Source organism: Candidatus Poriferisocius sp. (assembly GCF_965208475.1).
Classification (GTDB): Bacteria; Actinomycetota; Acidimicrobiia; order Acidimicrobiales; family Bin134; genus Poriferisocius.
Map to the genome: position 1 here is coordinate 3,298,085 of NZ_OZ242338.1, position 20,115 is coordinate 3,318,199.

At 68.2% G+C, this 20,115-nt stretch carries 3 protein-coding genes; all 3 read left to right on the top strand.

Going from position 1 to position 20,115, the window contains the following annotated elements:
• Window positions 1-104 precede the first annotated feature (104 nt).
• The 3 genes from ACOGXA_RS15490 (at window position 105) to ACOGXA_RS15500 (ending at window position 20,054) form a co-directional block, all read left to right on the top strand.
• The gene (locus tag ACOGXA_RS15490; protein WP_419924748.1) at window positions 105-6,605 is read left to right on the top strand and encodes a S8 family serine peptidase; all 6,501 of its coding nucleotides are present in this window, start codon (window positions 105-107) and stop codon (window positions 6,603-6,605) included.
• 81 nt (window positions 6,606-6,686) lie between these two features.
• The gene (locus ACOGXA_RS15495) at window positions 6,687-13,469 is read left to right on the top strand and encodes a S8 family serine peptidase (protein WP_419924749.1); all 6,783 of its coding nucleotides are present in this window, start codon (window positions 6,687-6,689) and stop codon (window positions 13,467-13,469) included.
• Window positions 13,470-13,550: 81 nt separating this feature from the next.
• On the top strand, window positions 13,551-20,054 hold the full coding sequence (locus ACOGXA_RS15500) for a S8 family serine peptidase (RefSeq protein WP_419924750.1): 6,504 nt from the start codon (window positions 13,551-13,553) through the stop codon (window positions 20,052-20,054).
• Window positions 20,055-20,115: the final 61 nt, after the last annotated feature.

Consider the following 20,115-nt stretch of genomic DNA (forward strand, 5'->3'; position numbering starts at 1 on the left):
GTCAGATGCTGTCGTGTCAAGCCGTGAGCGTCAGAGTGCCGTTGGTTGTCTGGCGGGCGTGGTCTGCGGGTTCGCTGCGGTGAGTGAATTAGGGTTGAGGGACCATGGTGGTCAAGGCCCGGGTTGTGCGATTCAACGCCTTGTGCTTGGTGTTGGCGCTGTTGGGCGGGGTGTTGGCCGTGCCCGCGGCGGGCGCGTCACCGCAATCGGCGTCGGCGCAGCAGCCGCGTGTTCCGCTTGCCGCCGAGGGCGAGTCGTACAGCGCCGCGCTCTGGTCCGTCGAGCCGGGGCCGCCCGCGTCAGGTGGTGAGCTCTCAGCGCGTGACGGCGATGTTGCGCCGCGGGAAGCCGCGCCGGGTGCGGGGGACGGGCTGGCTCTGGAGGACGGTTTGGCGCCTGAGGACGGGTTGGACGGTCCGGAACTGGGCGAGGCCGTGCAGGAGTTGGGTGTCTTGGACCTGGTGGGGCCCGACGGCGTGTGGGTCATGCGCGACGGCGGGCGTGAGACTCCGCTGCGTCTGTTGGACGCGGCCGAGATAGCGGAGCTGGGCGATGCCCGGTCGTTGGCGGCTTCGTCGGCGGCGAGCGCGTATGCGCCGGGGGCGGTCGGGAACGCGTCGGGGGCTTCGGCGGCGGGGGCCGCAGCGGCGGCGACGCCGGGCACCTGGTTTGTGTCCGACACCGGACAGCCGCATCTGTTGGTGGGCGGCGTGAACGTGCTGTTCGCTCCGGAGGTGGGCGGGCCGGATATCGAGGCGGTGTGGGGCCGCCACGGTGTCGCGTCGGGGCAGGTGTCGCCGCTGGGCGAGCTGCCGAACGCCTTCTTGGTGAAGACGGTGTCGGACGCCGAATCGCTGCGTCTGGCGGACGCATTGTCGGCCGAGCCGGGTGTCGAGGCCGCGGTTCCCAACACGTTCACGCCATTCGAGGTGGGGCAGGTCTCGTCGGGTTACTCGTTCAGACATCGCGCGAAGACGGCGATTGCGAGGCGACGGTGCAACGCGTACACCGACCTTTGGGCCGACGAGCTGTCGAGCTGCCAGTGGTATCTGGACGCGTCTGGCGACTACCGGTATGACGACGTTGCCGATCGCCGTTTACAGGCCTGGGATCCGGTGATCGATATCAACATCGGCGATGTGTGGTCCACGACGATGGGGGCCGGGGTGACGGTGGCGGTGGTGGACGGCACTTGGAATGCGGACCACGAGGACCTCAGGGACAACGTGGACACCCAGAGGAGCACTAACTGGGGCTGCTGCACCCCAGGCGAAGGGGGTATTTCTCACGGCACTGCGGTTGCCGGGGTTGTGGGCGCCCGCGACAACGCGGTGGGCGGGCGCGGCGTCGCCCCCCGGGCCACGCTGGTGAACTACGGCCTGTTGAGGAGCTATTCCGACGCGAGGCAAGCCGAAGCGCTGACACTCAACATGGAGACGGTGGCGGTGGCCAACCACAGCTACGGCAAGAGATCTCAGCAGGGGCTCGCTCCGGAGGGCTTGATCTTTCAGCGGGCTTTGGAGACCAGCCTCGAACTGGGGTTCGGCGGCAAGGGGACTCCCCATGTGAAGTCGGCCGGCAACGGCCGCGAAGCTAACACACGACGCGTCTGGTCGGCCTTCGAGGCCGCGAACAACTATCGCGGCATGATCACGGTGTGCGCGGTGGCGTCCACGGGCAGATTGGCGAGTTACTCCGAGGAGGGTCCCAATCTGTGGGTGTGCGGGTTGTCAAGGGATGACGGCCAAGCAGGGGTCTTGGCGCCGGTGGGCAACAATCACTACAGCGACACCTTCGGGGGCACCAGCGCGGCTGCGCCGATGGTGTCGGGGGTGATCGCGCTGATGCGCAGCGTGAACGCCGAGTTGACGTGGCGGGATGTGAAGGTGATCTTGGCCGACACGGCGCGCAAGGTAGACCCGCAGGACTCCCACTGGCTGAGCGGCGCTCGAAAGTACAGCTCTATGGGGCCGGTGGCCGAGTCCTACTCGTTCAGCCACCGGTACGGCTTCGGTTTGGTTGACGCCGAGGCCGCGGTTGATGCCGCGGCCGCCTGGGCGCTTTTGCCCCCGATGCAGACCTTCGCGGCTTCGCACATCGGCGATGTGCCGCTGCCGGGGCGCGGCGGGGAGATCGAGCTGACGTTGGATTTGCAGACGAGCATCGATTTCACCGAGCACGTCAAGGTCACCGTCGCCGGCGACATAGCGGACGTCCGCGACTACCGGTGGACGCTGGTGTCCCCGTCGGGCGCCGAGTCGCTCCTGGCGCCGGAAGCCAGCTATTGCTTGGCGGGCGGGTGCTCGTTGCGGGGCTCGTTCGATTTCGGGTCGTCGCGCCATCTGGGCGAGAACGCGAGGGGCGCGTGGAAGCTGAGAGTCCAGCACATGCCGACTTGGCCGGACTGCGGCCGTTTCCCATCCTGGAACCGCCCGTACTGCGGCACTGGCTTCGGGGAGGTCATCAGCTTGTGGGGCGTCGAGGTGACGGGGCACACGCGCGGGCCGACGGAGCCGGTCACTTTGACGGTTGCGGGGGCGAGCGTTGCGGAGGGCAAGAGCGTGGATGTGGCGGTGTCGGTGGGCGGCCCGGCGCCGACTGAGGATCTGGTGGTCCCGCTGGCGTTCGCTGGCGTGACCGCTGAGGCGGGCGCCGACTACACAGTGCCGGCGTCGATCACGGTGCCGAAGGGGTTGTCTTCGGCGACCGCCCAGATTTCGATCGCCCAAGACGTCGTGCACGAGGGGGAGGAGGTGTTCGCGGTCATGCTGGGCGCTTTGCCGCGGGGGTACCGGTCCGCGTCGCAGCCGGTTGTAGTGACGATCGACGACGACGATCCGCTGCCGACATTGACTCTGCATGCTGCCGCGTCGGTGGTCGAGGGCGGTTCGGCGGCGATTACCGCACAGCTCAGCGGCTTGTCGTCTGAGGATGTGACCGCCGACCTGTCTGCGTCTGCTGTCGCCCCGGCGGTGGCCAGCGATGGGTGGCTGGCCTCGCTGGCGGTGTTGAGGGTTCCGGCGGGGTCGACGGCGAGTTCGGGGTCGGTGGCGTTCGCGGCGTCGCAGAACGATGTGTATGAGCTTTCCGGGTCGGCGGCGAAGACGTTCGAGGTGTCCGCGACCGGCGGCGGCGGCAACGGCGTGGCCGACCCGGCAGCGATCTCGTTGAGGATCGACGACGACGAGTCCGCCCCGGTGGTCTCCATCGTCGGGGGCCCAGCCGTGGCGGAGGGTTCCGCGGCGGAGTTCACCCTCACTGCCGTTCCGGTGCCGTCGGCTGGTCTGGCGGTGGGCGTGACGGTGGCCCAGCAGGGTGCCTTCGGTGTCACCACCGGCGTGCGGACGGTGACCATTCCCGCTTCGGGCAACGCCGTTCTGTCGGTGAGGACGACCGGCGACTCGGCTGCGGAGCCCGATGGGTCGGTCACCGTGACGGTCGCAGCGGGGGCTGATTACACGCCGCCGACGCCGCCGAGAGCAAGCGTGGCTGTGTTCGACGACGACGCTGCGAGGCTTCGGGTGTCGATCGCCGCGGGCGACGCCGTCGCCGAGGGCTCGGTGGCGGAATTCACCCTCACCGCCGACCCGGCGCCGGCGGCTGATCTGGCGGTGGGCGTGATGGTGGCCCAGCGAGGCGCGTTCGGCGTCGCTGAAGGCCCGCGGGTGGTGACGGTCCCCGCTTCGGGCCGAGTTGTGCTGTCGGTGGCGACAACAGATGACTCGCTCGGCGAGCCCGACGGGAAGGTCATCGTGAGTGTGGTCGACGGCCTCGCCTACGACCTGGGCACCAGCAGCACGGCGACGGTCGCGGTGGCCGACGACGACGGCGGCCTGGTGCCGGTGGCGGTGTCTTTGTCGGCGGGGGACGCCTCGATTTCTGAGAATGGGGGCGCGACCGATTTGGAGATCGCTTTGAGCCGGGCGCTGGTAGCCGGCGAGGTGGTCAGCGTGCCGATCACGGTGACGGGTGTGCCGGGCAGCGACTGGTTGTTGGGCGATCCGGCCGGGCCGGGCGTGACGCGCGCCGGCTATGGCAGCGCCACTGCGGTTGATTTCACAGCGGGCGGGCGCGTCGCGGTGATGCGTTTCGAGGCGATAGACGACGACGCCATGTTCGACCGGCCCATCACGTTCGCGTTCGGTACCGGCGACCGGGCACCGACCCATTCCGGCGTCGCCGGCGTCCTCGGGTTGGGCGGGCCGGTCACCGTCACCATCGCCGACAACGACCTCCCGCCGGTGTGCGAAGGCCGGCCGACGGTGTCGGTGGCCGACGCCACCGCGGCGCGGGGCGAGGACCTCGAATTCCGCATCACGCTCAGCTGCCGATTCAGCCGTGCCTTGGTGGCTCACTATTACATCGGTCGCGGCAGCGAGATCGACGGGTCGACCCGGAGCGTCACGTTCGGGCCCGGCGACACATCCGCGACGGTGCGCGTGCCCACCAAGGACTCCGACAAGGTGAAATTTCAGGTGGCATACGCCCCCGGCGCCGCGAACGCCCTCCGTGTGCCCGCGGCCACCGGCACCGTTACCGAAACCCTTCCGGTGGTCAGCATCGGCGCCGACGGCGACATCACTGAGGGCGCCGCCGCGACGTTCATCGTCACCGTGGTCCCCGCACCTACAAGACCGATCACCGTCACCATGGACGTCTCCCAAAGCGGCGACTACGCCTATGGCGTAGGGCGGCGAGCCGTCGTGCTGAGCGGCGCGGCCACGGTCTACTCGGTCGCGACCCGGGATGACAATGTCGACGAGCCGGACGGGTCGGTCACCGCGACTGTGGTGGACGGCGCCGGCTACGACCTAGGAGCTGAAAAGACCGCCACGGTCGCCGTGGCCGACGACGACGATCCGCCGCCGCAGGTGGACATCACGGCCAGTTCAGGGGGGACCGAGGGCACTGATGTGGTGTTCACCATCACCGCTGCGCCGCAGCCGACGGCCGACCTCGATGTGGCCGTGGCCATCACCGCATCGGGCGATTTCGGCGTCACTCCTGGAACGCGCACCGTGACGATCCAATCGGGTGCCTCAGCGGCGACGCTGACCATCGCTACCGCGAGCGACAGCGTCGACGAGCCCGATGGGTCGGTCACCGCGGCTTTGGTTGCGGGCAGCGGTTACACGGTCGGCCCGCTGGCGTCGGAGACGGTGCAGGTTCTCGACGATGACGACCCGCCGTTGGTGATCCCCGAGGTCAGCATCGCTGCTGTTGGGGATGTGACTGAGGGGGCCGACGCGGTGTTCACGGTTACCGCCACTCCTGCGGCGGCGGTGCAGGTGGCGGTGACGGTAACCGCGGCGGGCGATTACGGGGCCACGGTCGGCCAGCGCACCGTGAACGTGCCTGCGGGCGGCACGGTGACTCTCACCGTCGCCACGACCGGCGACTCCGTGGACGAGGCCGACGGTTCTGTCACGGTGTCGTTGGACGCGCCGGGCGCGGATGCGGGGTACACGGTCTCTGCCGCGCAGGGAACTGCGTCGGTGGGGGTGTCTGATGATGATGTGGATCCGTTGACGGTGTACATGATCTTCTTCTCGAGGTCGATCGAGGAAGACGGCACCGGCTATGACAACCAGGCCGGGCTGAACATCGGTCTGACGCGGACGATGCGCGACTGGGAGACGCTTACGGTGCCGTTGAGCGTGACCGGCGGCGACGAGGGCACGCATTGGACGATGCGCGATCTCAACGATCCAGACGCGGTGTTCGCGAACGACTTCGAGGTGGTCTTCGGCCCCGGCGACCAGCGCGTCGAGTTGGCGTTGACTGCTTTGGCCGACAGCGACTGGGACGATCACGAGATCACTGTGTCTTTTGGGACCGGCGCCCGGGCGCCGACGCTGAACGGCAGCACAACCGGGGTCACGCTGGGCATCTCGTGGGGTCCCGACGGCGTTGAGCGCGCCGACGGGTCCACCACCGTCGTCATCATCGACAGCGACGACCCGCCCCCCGAGATCGACATCACCGCCGCCACAGGCGGGACCGAGGGCGCAGACGCCGTGTTCACCATCACCGCGTCGTCGCCGGCCGCAGTCGCTCTCGACATCACCGTGGACATCGCCTCATCAGGCGACTGGGGTGTCACAGCAGGCACGCAGACGGTGACGATCCCCCAAGGTGCCACCCAGGCCGCCCTGACGGTGGCCACCACAGACGACGGCGCGGATGAGCCCGACGGGTCGATCACCGCCACCCTGGTGGCGGGCAGCGGCTACACCATCGGCACCCACGCGTCGCGGGCCGCGCCGATCGCAGACGACGACGACCCGCCGCCCGAACCCGCTATCCCAGACTGCGCCGGCAGCCCCAGGGTGTCGGTGGCCGACGCCACAGCCCGCCAAGGCCAAGACCTCCAATTCGAGATCAGCCTGAGCTGCCGCTCAAAACGCGACGTCACCGTCTACTACGCCGTCGCCCACGACCGCCGCCTCGGCAGCGTCATCACCATCACCATCAAAGGCGGCGAAACCGCCGCAACCGTCAACGTGCCCACCGCGGGCATCGACGCGGACATCGAGTTCCACATCGTGTACCTCATCGGCGCCGCCAACAACACAGCCAAAGCCACAGCCACCATCACCAACTAATCTCCCGCCCATGATCTATCGGAAATATCGGGTGCCAAACAGGCCGGCGGGACCGCAGGTATGAATCATGATTTGAGGACCGTGAGAGACGCAGTTCGGGTTGTGCGATTCACGGCGGTTGGCGTGGTGTTGGCGCTGTTAGGCGGAGTGCTGGCCGGTGTGCCTGGGGTGGGCGCGTCACAGCGGTTTTCGTCGGTGCCGCAGCAGCAGACCCCGCTCGGCGTCGAGGACGGGCTGGCCCCAGAGGACGGGCTGGCCCCAGAGGACGGGCTGGCCCCAGAGGACGGGCTCGGAGGTCCGGAACTGGGCGAGGCCGTGCAGGAGTTGGGTGTCTTGGACCTGGTGGGGCCCGACGGCGTGTGGGTCATGCGTGACGGTGTGCGCGAGACTCCGCTGCGTTTGTTGGACGCGGCCGAGGTCGCGGAGCTGGGCGAGGCGCGTTCGTTGGCGGCGTCGGTGGCGGCGACTGCGTACGCGCCCGGCGCGGGAACCTCGAATGCGTCTGCGTCCGCGGCGGGTTCGGCGGCGAAGCCGGGCACATGGTTCGTGTCCGACACCGGCGAGCCGCATCTCTTGGTGGGCGGCGTGAATGTGCTGTTCGGTCCACATGTGGGCGGATCGGCAATCGATGCGGCGTGGGGCCGCCATGGCGTCGCGCCGGGGCAGGTGTCGCCGCTGGGCGAGTTGCCGAACGGGTTCTTGGTGAGGACGGTGTCGGATGCTGAGTCGCTGCGTCTGGCGGACGCGTTGTCGGCCGAGCCCGGTGTCGACACCGCGGTTCCCAACACGTTCACCCCGTTCGAGGTGGGGCAGGACCTGTTGGACGCCTCGGACGACTACGTTTCGCAGACCGCGGCTGCGAGGCGGCGGTGCAACGCATACACCGACCTTTGGGCCGACGAGCTGTCGAGCTGCCAGTGGTATCTGGACGCGTCTGGCGACTTCCGGTATGACGACGCTGCCGGTTTCTACTATGGGGCCAGGGAACCGCTTATCGACATCAACCTCGGCGATGCGTGGTCCGCGACGATGGGGGCCGGGGTGACGGTGGCGGTGGTGGACCGTACCTGGAATCCGAACCACGAGGATCTCAGGGACAACGCGGATGCCAGCCGGAGCACGAACTGGGGCGGTTTCACCTCGGAGACCACCCGAGACGCTGCCTTTCACGGCACTGCGGTTGCTGGGGTTGTGGGCGCCCGCGACAACGCGGTGGGCGGGCGCGGCGTCGCGCCCCGGGCCACGCTGGTGAACTACAACCTGTTGGACAACTCCTCGGCCGCGCGAGAAGCCGAGGCGCTGACGCTCAACATGGCGACGGTGGCGGTGGTCAACATGAGCTACGGCGCCATCAATTGGCCGGGGCTCTCGAAGAAGGGCTCGATTTATCAGCGGGCATTGGAGACCGGCATTCAGCAGGGGTTCGGCGGCAAGGGGACTTCCTACGTGACGGCGGCCGGCAACGGCGGCCCGCTCGGTTGGTCAGGCTTGGAGGCTGGGAACAACTATCGAGCCATCATCTCGGCGTGCGCGGTGGACATGACGGGGAAATTGGCGTGGTACTCCGAGAAGGGTCCCAATCTGTGGGTGTGCGGGCTGTCGAACGGCCCTCCGGGTCGAGCGGGGATCTTGGCGCCGGTGGGCCAGAACTATTACAGCGACGCCTTCGGGGGCACCAGCGCGGCAGCGCCGATGGTGTCGGGCGTGATTGCGCTGATGCGCAGCTTGAACGCCGAGTTGACATGGCGGGATGTGAAGGTGATCTTGGCCGACACGGCGCAAAAGGTCGACCCGCGGGACTCGGGCTGGCTGAGCGGTGCGAGGAAGTACAGCTCGACGGAGCTGGTGGCCGAGGTGTACCCGTTCAACCACAAGTACGGCTTCGGTTTGGTGGATGCTGAGGCCGCCGTGGATGCCGCGGCGGGCTGGACGCTGCTGCCCTCGATGCAGACCTTCACGGCTTCGCACGCCGGCGATGTGTCGCTGCCGGGGCGCGGCGATGAAATCGAGTTGGCCCTGGACTTGCAGACGGCCATCGATTTCACAGAGCACGTCAAGGTAACCGTCGCCGGCGACATGTCGGACTTCCGCGCCTACCGGTGGACGCTGGTGTCGCCGACGGGCACCGAGTCGCTCCTTTCGCCGGAGAGGGACTCGTGCTTTGCGGCCGCGTGCTCGTTTCGGGGCTCGTTCGACTTCGGGTCGTCGCGCCATCTGGGCGAGAACCCGAGGGGCACTTGGAAGCTGAGAATCCAGCACATGCCGACTTGGCCGGATTGCTCTGACCGCTCCTTCTTCCTCTCGAACCCGTTTTGGTACATCGCGTATTGCGGCACTGGCTTCAGGCAGGTTGTCAGCTCGTGGAGCGTCGAGGTGACGGGGCACACGAGCGTGCCCACGGAGCCGGTTTCGCTGTCAGTCGGGGCGGCAAGCGTCGCTGAGGGCGGGAGTGTGGATGTGACCGTGGCTGTGGGCGGCCCGGCGCTGGAGAAGGATCTGGTGGTCCCGCTGGCGTTCGGGGGCGTGACGGCTGAAGCGGGCGCCGACTTCTCGGCGCCGACGTCGATCACGGTGCCCAAGGGGTCGTCGTCAGCCACCGCCCAGATTTCGATCAACCAAGACACCGTCCACGAGGGCCCCGAGACGTTCGCGGGCAGGCTGCACTCTTTGCCGGTGGGGTACCGGGCCGCGTCGCGGCTGGTGGTGGTGGCGATCGCCGACGACGATCCGCTGCCCACGCTGGCGTTGCACGCCCCGGGGTCGGTGGTCGAGGGCGGTTCGGTGGAGGTCACCGCGCGGCTCAGCGGCTTGTCGTCCGAGGATGTGACCGTCGACCTGTCCGCGTCTGCTGTTGCTCCGGCGGTGGCCAGCGATGGGTGGCTCAGCTCGCCGGCGGTGTTGACGATCCCGGCAGGCTCGACCGCGAACTCGGGGTCTATGGCGTTCGCCGCGTCTCAGAACGACGTGTACGAGCTCTCGGGGCAGGCAGCGAAGACCTTCGAGGTGTCGGCGACCGCCCGCGGAGGCAACGGCGTGGCCGACCCCGCCGCGATCACGGTGAGGATCGACGACGACGAGTCCGCCCCGTTGGTCTCCATAGCGGCGGGCCCCGCGGTCACCGAGGGTTCCGCCGTGCAGTACACCCTCACCGCCGACCCGGCGCCATCGGCTGATCTGGCGGTGAGCGTCACGGTGGCCCAGCAGGGCGCCTTCGGCGTAGTCACTGGCGTGCGGACGGTCACCATCCCCGCGTCGGGCAGCGCGGTGTTGGCGCTGAGCACGACAGACGACAGCGATGCGGAAGCCGACGGTTCGGTCACCGTCACAGTCACCCCAGGCACCGACTACACGCCGCCGCCGGTTCCGTCGGCGACCGTGGCCGTGTTCGACGACGACGCTTCGAGGATTCGGGTTTCCATAGCGGCGGGCCCCGCGGTCACCGAGGGTTCCGCCGCGCAGTTCACCCTCACCGCCGACCCGGTGCCTTCGGCTGATCTGGCGGTGAGCGTGACGGTGGCCCAGCAGGGCGCCTTCGGCGTCACTGTCGGCACGCGGACGGTCACGGTCCCCGCTTCGGGCCGCGTTGTGATGTCGGTCGCGACGGCCGACGACTCGGCCGGCGAGGTCGACGGATCGGTCACCGTGACTGTGGCAGACGGCCTCGAGTACGACCTCGGCGCGGCCGCGACCGCGACCGTCGCGGTGGCCGACGACGACGGCGGCCCGGCGAGCGTCGCGATCACGCTGTCGGCGGCGGACGCCTCGGTGTCTGAGAACGGCGGCGCGACAGACTTCAGGATCGCTTTGAGCCGGGCGCTCAGAGCAGGCGAGACGGTCAGCGTGCCGATAACGGTGACAGGTGTGCCGGGCAGTGACTGGTTGTTGGGCGATCCGGCCGGGCCGGGGGTGACGCGCACCGGCTACGGCACGACCACCGCGGTGGAGTTCACCGCCGGCGGGCGCGCCGCGGTGATGCGCTTCGAGGCTGTCGACGACGACGAGACGTTCGACCGGCCCATTACGTTCTCGTTCGGCACCGGGACTACAGCGCCGACCCATGTCGGCGTCGCCGGCGGCATCACGCTCGGCGGGCCGCTCACCGTCACCATCACCGACCACGACCTCCCGCCGGTGTGCGACGGCCGCCCGACGGTGTCGGTGGCTGATGCGAGTGCGGCGCGGGGTGGGACGTTGGTGTTCGAGTTCAGTTTGAGTTGTCGTGCGTCTGGTTCGGTGGCGGCTCACTACTACATCGCTCGCTACACCGCTCGCGACAGCGAGATCGACGGGAATACCCAAACGGTCACCTTCGAGCCCGGCGACACACGCGCGACGGCGAGCGTGCCCACCAAAGACTCCGACAAGGTGGAATTGACGGTCGCATGGGCCCCCGGTACAGCGAACGCCTTCCGTGTGCCCGCGGCCATCGGCACCATCATCACCACCCTGCCGGTGGTCAGCATCGTCGCCGGCGGCGACATCACCGAGGGCGCCGCCGCGGCGTTCACCGTGACCGTGGTCCCTGCACCGGCGAGCCCGATCACCATCACCATGGACATCTCCGAAAGCGGCGACTTCGCCTATCGGTCGGGACAGCGAACCCTGGTCTTGAGCAACGGTGCCGCGGTCTACCCCGTTGCGACCCGGGATGACAGTGTCGACGAGGCCGACGGGTCGGTCACCGCCACGCTGGTCGACGGCGCCGGCTACGACCTGGGCACCAGCAGCACTGCGACGGTCTCAGTCGCCGATGATGACGACCCGTCATCGGTGGTCACCATCGCGGCCGGCGGCGACGTCACCGAGGGTGGCAGCGCGAACTTCACCGTCACCGCGGTTCCTGCGCCGGCGAGCGCGATAGCAGTCGATGTGACGGTGTCGTCCGTCGGGGACTTCGGCGCGACGACCGGCGCCCGGACGGTGACGGTCCCGACGTCGGGGTCGGCGACGCTTTCGGTCGCGACTTCCAACGACGCTGCCGACGAGGCCGACGGGTCGGTCACCGCGACGGTGGTGGACGGAATCGGTTACGACCTGGGTGCTGACAAAACCGCCACGGTCGCTGTGGCCGATGACGACGACCCGCCGCCGCAGGTGGACATCACGGCCGGTTCAGGGGGCACTGAGGGCACCAGCGCGGTGTTCACCGTCACTGCGACGCCGCAGCCGGCGGCGGACCTTGATGTGGCCGTGGCGGTCACCGCTGCGGGCGATTTCGGGGTCATTACCGGGACGCGTACTGCGACGATCTTGTCGGGCACCTCCGGGGCGACGCTGACCATCGCAACGGCAGATGACAGCGTCGATGAGCCTGATGGCAGTGTGACGGCGTCGTTGGTGGCGGGCAGCGGTTACACGGTCGGTCCGGTCGCGTCGCGGACGGTGCAAGTCGCAGATGACGACGACCCGCCGCCGGTGATTCCCGAGATTTCGGTCACTGCTGGTGGCGCTGTGACCGAGGGTTCTGGTGCGGTGTTCACGGTGACTGCGAGCGAGCCGAAGTCTGCGGCGTTCGATGTCGCTGTGTCGGTCTCCGCGTCCGGTGAGTGGGGTGTGGCTGGGGGTTCGCAAACGGTGAGCTTCGCGGCGGGCGCGGCGACGGCGACGCTCACTGTCCCGACCGTTGGCGACTCCGTTGACGAGGCCGACGGCAGTGTGTCGGTGTCGTTGGACGCGCCGGGTGCGGACGCGGGGTACACGGTGTCGGCGACCCAGAGCGCTGCGTCGGTGGGGGTGTCTGATGATGATGTGGATCCGTTGACGGTGTACATGATCTTCTTTGCGAGGTCGATCGCTGAGGACGGCACCGGCGATGACAATCAGGCGCACCTGAGAATCGCCCCGACGCGCGCTTTGCGGTCTTGGGAGACGCTCACGGTGCCGTTGAGCGTGACCGGCGGCGATGAGGGCACGCATTGGACGATGCGCGACCTCAACGATCCCGATGCGGTGTTCGCGAATGAGTTCGAGGTGACGTTCGGGCCGGGTGATCACGGTGTTGTGTTGGAGCCGGGTGATCAGCGTGCTGAGTTGGTGTTGACGGCTGTGGATGACAGCGACTGGGACGATCAGGAGATCACTGTGTGGTACGGCACCGGCGCTCGGGCGCCGACGCTGAACGGCAGCACCGAGGGGGTGACGTTGGGCATCTCGTGGGGCCCCGACGGCGTCGAGCGCGCCGACGGTTCCACCACCGTTGTCATTATCGACAGCGACGAGCCGCCGCCGCAGATCGACATCACCGCCGCGACCGGCGGTACCGAGGGCGCGGACGCGACGTTCACGATCACCGCGTCGGCGCCGACCGCAGCAGATCTCGTAGTTGCCGTGGACATCGCCTCAACCGGCGACTGGGGCGCAACCACCGGCACCCGCACCGCGACGATCCCCCAAGGCGCCACCCAGGCCACCCTGACCGTCGCCACCGTCGACGACAGCGTCGACGAGCCCGACGGGTCGATCACCGCCAGCCTCGCCCCGCGCAGCGGCTACACCATCGGCTCCCACGCGTCGCGGGCCGCGCCGATCTCCGACGACGACGACCCGCCCCCCGAGCCCGCCGTCGCTGACTGCGCTGGCAACCCCAGCGTGTCGGTGGCTGACGCCGCCGCCCGCCAAGGCGAAGACCTCCACTTCGAGATCAGCTTGAGTTGCCGCTCGACGGGTGATGTCACCGTGTACTACGCAGTCGCCTACGACGACGACCTGGATGACGTCGTCATCATCACCATAGAAAGCGGCGAAACCGGCGCAATCGTGAACGTTCCCACCCAAGGCATCGACGCGGACATCGAGTTCCACATCGTGTACCTCATCGGCGCCGCCAACTACACAGCCCGAGCCAAAGCCACCATCACCAACTGAAGGCGCGCCGAGGGTCGATCGGAAATATCGAGCTCCCAGCAGGCCCGCGCCCCCGCAGGCGTTAACTATGATATGGGGATCGTGAGAAACGCGGGCAGGACTGTTCGATTCACAGCAGCCGGCATGGTGTTGGCACTGTTGGGCGTGTTGTTGTCCGCCGCGCTCGCCGCGGGCGAGCCTGTGCAGTTGGAGTCGGCTCTTGCTGCTGGGGGTGAGGTTGTGGTGGCGGGGGTTGAGGCGCCGCCTGTGGATGGCGGGGAGCTTGGCTTAGGGGACGGGCTGGATGGCGAGGGCGGGGAGTTCGGCTTAGGGGACGGGCTGGCGCCAGAGGACGGGTTGGGCGGTCCAGAACTGGGCGAGGCGGTGCAGGAGTTGGGCGTCTTGGATTTGGTGGGCCCTGACGGCGTTTGGATCATGCGTGACGGTGGGGGCGAGACTCCGCTGCGCTTGTTGGACGCGGCCGAGATAGCGGAGCTGGGCGAGGAGCGTTCGTTGGCGGCGTCTGTGGCGGCGACTGCGTACGCGCCCGGTGCGGGCGACTTGAATGCGTCCGGGCCCGCGGCAGGTTCGGCGGCGAAGCCGGACACATGGTTCGTGTCCGATGCCGGTGAGCTGCTCCTGCTGGTCGGCGGTGTGAATGTGCTGTTCGGATTGCAGGTGAGCGCTCTCGACATCGATGCGGCGTGGGAGCGCCACGGGGTCGCGCCGGGGCGGGTGTCGCCGCTGGGCGAGCTGCCCAACGCGTACTTGGTGAGGACGGTGTCGGACGCCGAGTCGCTGCGCTTGGCGGACGCGTTGTCGGCCGAGCCCGATGTCGAGACCGCGGTTCCCAACACCTTCACGCCGTTCGAGGAGGGGCAGACCCCGTTGAAGGCGCCGGACAGCTCATCGTCGACGTTGGCCGATGCCAGGCAGCGATGCAACCTCTACGACGACCTCTGGGCCGACGAGCTGTCGAGTTGCTCGTGGCACCTCGACGCGTCTGGCGACTACAGGTTCTCCAGGCGTTCGGAGGCGGTGCGGGTCAGCGACCCGGTGATCGACATCAACATCGGCGATGTGTGGTCCACGACTATGGGGGCCGGGGTGACGGTGGCGGTGGTGGATCGCAACTGGACAGCGAGTCACGAAGATCTCAGGGACAATGCGGACACCGGCCGCAGCACGAACTGGGCCGGATTCACCTCAGAGGCGGACCGGCGGCACCACTATCACGGCACCGCGGTTGCCGGCGTTGTGGGCGCCCGCGACAACACCGTGGGCGGGCGCGGCGTCGCGCCTCGCGTCACCTTGGTGAACTACGACCTGTTGGACAACTACTCCCTCGCGAGGGAAATCGAGGCGCTGACGCTCAACAAGGCAACCGTGGCCGTGGCCAACCACAGCTATGGCACTCGGCCTCGGTCGGGGCTTGCTCCGGAGCCGTCGATTTGGCAGCGAGCACTGGAGACAAGCCTCGCGCAGGGGTTCGGCGGCAAGGGGACTTCTCACGTGAAGTCGGCCGGCAATGGCCGCGACCCTGATTCCCGGCGCTACTGGTCAGCCTTGGAGGCCGGGAACAACTACCGCGGCATCATCTCGGTGTGCGCGGTGGCGTCTTCGGGGCTCTCGGGAAGTTTCTCTGAGGAAGGCTCCAATCTGTGGGTGTGCGGGCTGGCAAGAGACGCGGGCCAGGCGGGAATCTTGACGACCGTGGGCCAGGACGTCTACTACGCCCATTTCGGCGGAACCAGCGCGGCTGCGCCGATGGTGTCGGGCGTGATCGCGTTGATGCGCAGCGCGAACGCCGAGTTGACGTGGCGGGATGTGAAGGTGATCTTGGCCGACACTGCGCGCAAGGTCGACGCGCAGGACTCGGGCTGGATGAGCGGCGCCCAGAAGTACAGTTCGACGGGTCCGGTGGCCCAGACGTACTCGTTCAGCTACAAGTACGGCTTCGGACTGGTGGATGCCAAGGCTGCTGTGGATGCCGCGGTCGGATGGACGCTGTTGCCTCCGATGCAGACCTTCACGGCTGCACACAACAACGAGGTGTCGCTGCCGGCGCGCGGCCAGACGGTGGAAGTGGCGCTCGACCTGCAGACCGCCATCGAGTTCACTGAGCACGTCAAGGTCTCCGTGTCACTCGACACAGCCGATGTCCGCGACTACCGGTGGACCTTGGTGTCTCCGACAGGCACCGAATCTCTCCTGGCGCCAGAAGCCGAAACCTGCGATGTGAGATCGTGCTCGATGCGGGGCTTGTTCGATTTCGGGACGTCGCGTCATCTGGGCGAGAACGCGCGGGGTACGTGGAAGCTGAAAATTCAGCACATGCCGACGGACCCTGACTGTGCCGACCCCGTCTTCAAGACTCATTCCCGCTACGACGAATTCTGCGACGCCGGCTTCAGGGAGGTCCTTCGCTCGTTAAGCGTGGAGGTGACTGGGCACTCGACCACGACGACGAGGCCGATTTCCCTGTCGGTGGCTTCGCCGAGTGCTGCCGAGGGCGGGAGCGTGGATGCGACGGTGTCGGTGGGCGGTGCTGCGCCGACCCAGGACTTGGTGGTTCAGCTGGCGTCATCAGGTGTGAGTGCGCAAGCGGGCACCGATTACTCGGTGCCCGCGTCGGTGACGGTGCCGGCGGGGTCGACGTCGGCGACTGCGACGATCTCTATCGCCCAGGACAGCATCCATGAGGGCCCCGAGACGTTCGCGGTGAGACTGGGGCCTGTTCCGCAGGGATACCGGCCCGCGTCGGAGCCGGTGACGGTGGCCATCGCCGATGACGATCCGCTGCCGGTGCTGACCTTGCATGCGGCAAGCGCTTCGGTGGCCGAGGGCGGCTCGGTGGCGCTGTCGGCACGCCTGAGCGGCATGTCGTCGAAGGATGTGGCTGTGGATCTGTCTGCGACGCCGGTCGCGCCGGCTGTGGCGTCGGACGGGCAGCTCGGTTCGCCGGCCGTATTGAGGATCCCAGCGGGGTCGACGGCGAGCTCGGGGTCGGTGGCGTTCGCGGCGTCGCAGAACGAGGTGTACGAGCTCTCGGGGGCGCCGGCGAAGACGTTCATGGTGACGGGGATCGCGGCGGGCGGCAACGGCGTCGCCAATCCGGCTGCGATAAGGGTGGGGATCGACGACGACGACCCTGTCCCGAGCATCTCCATCACCGCGGGACCGGCGGTCACCGAGGGTTCGGCGGCGGAGTTCACGCTCACCGCAGTCCCGGTGCCGTCGGCTGATCTGGCGGTGGGCGTGACGGTGGCCCAGCAGGGGGCGTTCGGTGTCACAACCGGCGTGCGGACGGTCACCATCCCCGCGTCGGGCAGCGCGGTGTTGGCGCTGAGCACGACTGACGACTCCGACGCGGAAGCCGACGGGTCGATCACCGTGACAGTCACCGCAGGCACCGATTACACACCGCCGCCGTCGTCGTCGAAGACCGTGGAGGTGTTCGACGACGACACCGCGAGGCCGTTGGTGTCAATCGTTGCGGGCAGCACCGTCGTTGAGGGTTCGTCGGCGAAATTCACGGTCAGCGCCAGCCCGGTGCCGTCGGCTGATCTGGCGGTGGGCGTGACGGTGGCCCAGCAGGGGGCGTTCGGTGTCACAACCGGCGTGCGGACGGTCACGATCCCAGCGTCGGGCAGCACGGAGCTCGCGATCGCGACCACCGCTGATTCGATCAGAGAGCCCAACGGGACCATCACCGTCACGCTGGCTGACGGCTTCCGCTACGACCTCGCCCCGTCGGCCTCCGCGACGGTCGCTGTCGTGGATGATGTCCACGCTGTCGTGCCGGTGAACGTCTCGTTGTCGTCGACGGATGCGTCGGTGTCTGAGAATGGCGGCTGGACGGATGTGAAGATCGCTTTGAGCCGGGCGCTGTTGGACGGCGAGACGGTCAGCGTGCCGATCACGGTGACCGGGACGCCGGGCAGCGATTGGACACTGGGTGACCCGGCAGAACCGGGCGTCACGCGCACGGGCCAGGGCACGGCCACCGCGGTGAAGTTCGGCCCCGGCGGGCGCACCGCGGTGATGCGCTTCAAGGCCGTCGACGACGACGCAACCGTCGACCGGCCCATCACGTTCGCGTTCGGCACCGGCGCCCGCGCCCCCTCCCACACCGGTGTGATCGCCGGCATCACGCTCGGTGCGGGGCTCACTGTCACCATCACCGACCACGACCAGATGCCTGCGTGTACTGGCAGGCCGACGTTGTCGGTGGCTGATGCGAGTGCGGTGCGGGGTGGGACTTTGGTGTTCAGGCTCAGTCTGAACTGTCGTGCGTCTGGTTCGGTGGTGGCGCATTACTACATCGTGCGCGACGGCGATATCGACGGGAATGCACGGTCGGTGAGATTCGCCCCAGGGGTGACGCTGATGTCTGTGAGCGTGCCTGCTGCGCAGTCTTCTGAAGTGACGCTCAATGTGGCGTGGGCCCCGGGTGCGGCGAACCTTTTCAGGGTGCCTAAGGCGACGGGCCGGATCGTGAAGATAGTGCCGGTGGTGAGCGTGTCGGCGGGCGCCGGTGTGAGCGAGGGCGCGGATGCCGTGTTCACGGTGACGGCGGCGCCGGCGCCGGCGAGCCCGATGGCGGTCGATGTAGCAGTGTCGGCGGTCGGGGACTTCGGCGCGGCGACCGGCGCCCGGACGGTGACGATCCCGACGGCAGGGCCGGCGACCCTTTCGGTCGCGACCTCCAATGACAGTGCCGACGAGGCCGACGGGTCGGTGACAGTCACGCTCGTCGACGGCGCAAGCTATGACATGGGTACGAGCAGCACTGCGACGGTGAGCGTCGCCGATGACGACGAGCCGCCGCCGGTGGTGGACATCACGGCCAGTTCAGGGGGGACCGAGGGCACAAGCGCAGTGTTCACTATCACGGCGTCGTCGGCGCCGGCGGCAGACCTCGATGTGGCCGTGGCGATCACCGCTTCGGGCGATTTCGGGGTCACTACCGGAACACGCACCGCGACGATCTTGTCGGGCACCTCCCAGGCGACCCTGACCATCGCCACCACTGACGACAGCGTCGACGAGCCCGACGGCAGCGTCACCGCGTTGTTGGCGGCGGGCAGCGGTTACACGGTCGGTTCGCTGGCGTCGCGGACGGTGCCGGTTCTCGACGACGACGATCCGCCGGTGGTGATCCCCGAGATCTCCGTTACCGCTGCTGGGGATGTGACCGAGGGTTCTGGTGCGGTGTTCACGGTGACCGCGAGCCAGCCGAAACCTGCGGCTTTCGATGTCAGCGTGACGGTGTCGGCGTCCGGCGATTGGGGTGTGGCTGCGGGCTCGCGGACGGTGAGCTTCGCGGCGGACGCGGCGACGGCGACGCTCACCATCCCAACCGTCGACGACAGCGTCGACGAGGCCGACGGCAGTGTCACGGTGTCGTTGGACGCGCCGGCCGCGGATGCGGGGTACACGGTGTCGGCGAGCGGCGGAGAGGCGTCGGTGGCGGTGTCTGATGATGATGTGGATCCGTTGACGGTGTACATGATTTTCTTTTCGAGGTCGATCGCGGAGGACGGCACCGGCTATGACAATCAGGCGGGGTTGAACATCGCGCCGACGCGCGTTTTGCGGTCTTGGGAGACGCTCACGGTGCCGTTGAGCGTGACCGGCGGCGATGAGGGCGTCCAGTGGACGATGCGCGACCTCAACGATCCCGATGCGGTGTTCGCGAATGAGTTCGAGGTGACGTTCGGGCCGGGTGTTGACGGTGTTGTGTTGGAGCCGGGTGATCAGCGTGTCGAGTTGGTGTTGACGGCTGTGGCCGACAGCGACTGGGACGATCAGGCGATCACTGTGTCCTATGGGACCGGCACCCGGGCGCCGTCGCTGAACGGCAGCACCGAGGGGGTGACTTTGGGCATCTCGTGGGGTCCCGACGGCGTTGAGCGCGCCGACGGTTCGACCACCGTCGTCATTATCGACAGCGACGAGCCGCCCCCCGAGGTGAACATCACCGCCGCGACCGGCGGCGCCGAGGGCACGGCTGCGACGTTCACGGTCACCGCGTCGAAACCCACAACAGCCGATCTCGACGTGACCGTGGACATCGCGTCAGCGGGCGACTGGGGCGCAACCGTCGGCACGCAGACGGTGACGGTGCCCAAAGGCGCCACCCAGGCGACCCTCACCGTCGCCACGGTCGACGACAGCGCCGACGAGCCCGACGGGTCGATCACCGCCACCCTGGTGGCGGGCAGCGGCTACACCATCGGCCAGCAAGCAACACAGACCGCTCACATCACCGACGACGACGACCCGCCGCCCGAGCCCGCCGTCCCAGCCTGCACCGGCAAGCCGACGGTCACCGTCGCCGACGCGACAGCCGCACGAGGCGACGACCTCGAGTTCGTGATCAGCCTGAGCTGCCGCTCGACGAGTGCGGTCACCGTCTACTACTTCATCTCCCACGGCGGCAGCTTCAGCGCAGGCGACATCATCACCATCGACAGCGGCGACATCGACACCACCGTCACCGTCCCCACCGACGGGGTCACCAGCACCATCGGACTCCACATTCTGTACACCATCGGCGCCGCCAACAACACAGCCAAAGCCACATCCACCATCACCGACTGACTCGGCGTGGGGGCCCGTCGGCCGAACCGCGCGGCGGGTAGAACTGTCAGTCCGCAGCCGT

Excerpts from the sequence above, each read along its gene's own strand:
- ACOGXA_RS15490 (WP_419924748.1), top strand. The coding sequence starts at position 105 with ATGGTGGTCAAGGCCCGGGTTGTGCGATTCAACGCCTTGTGCTTGGTG.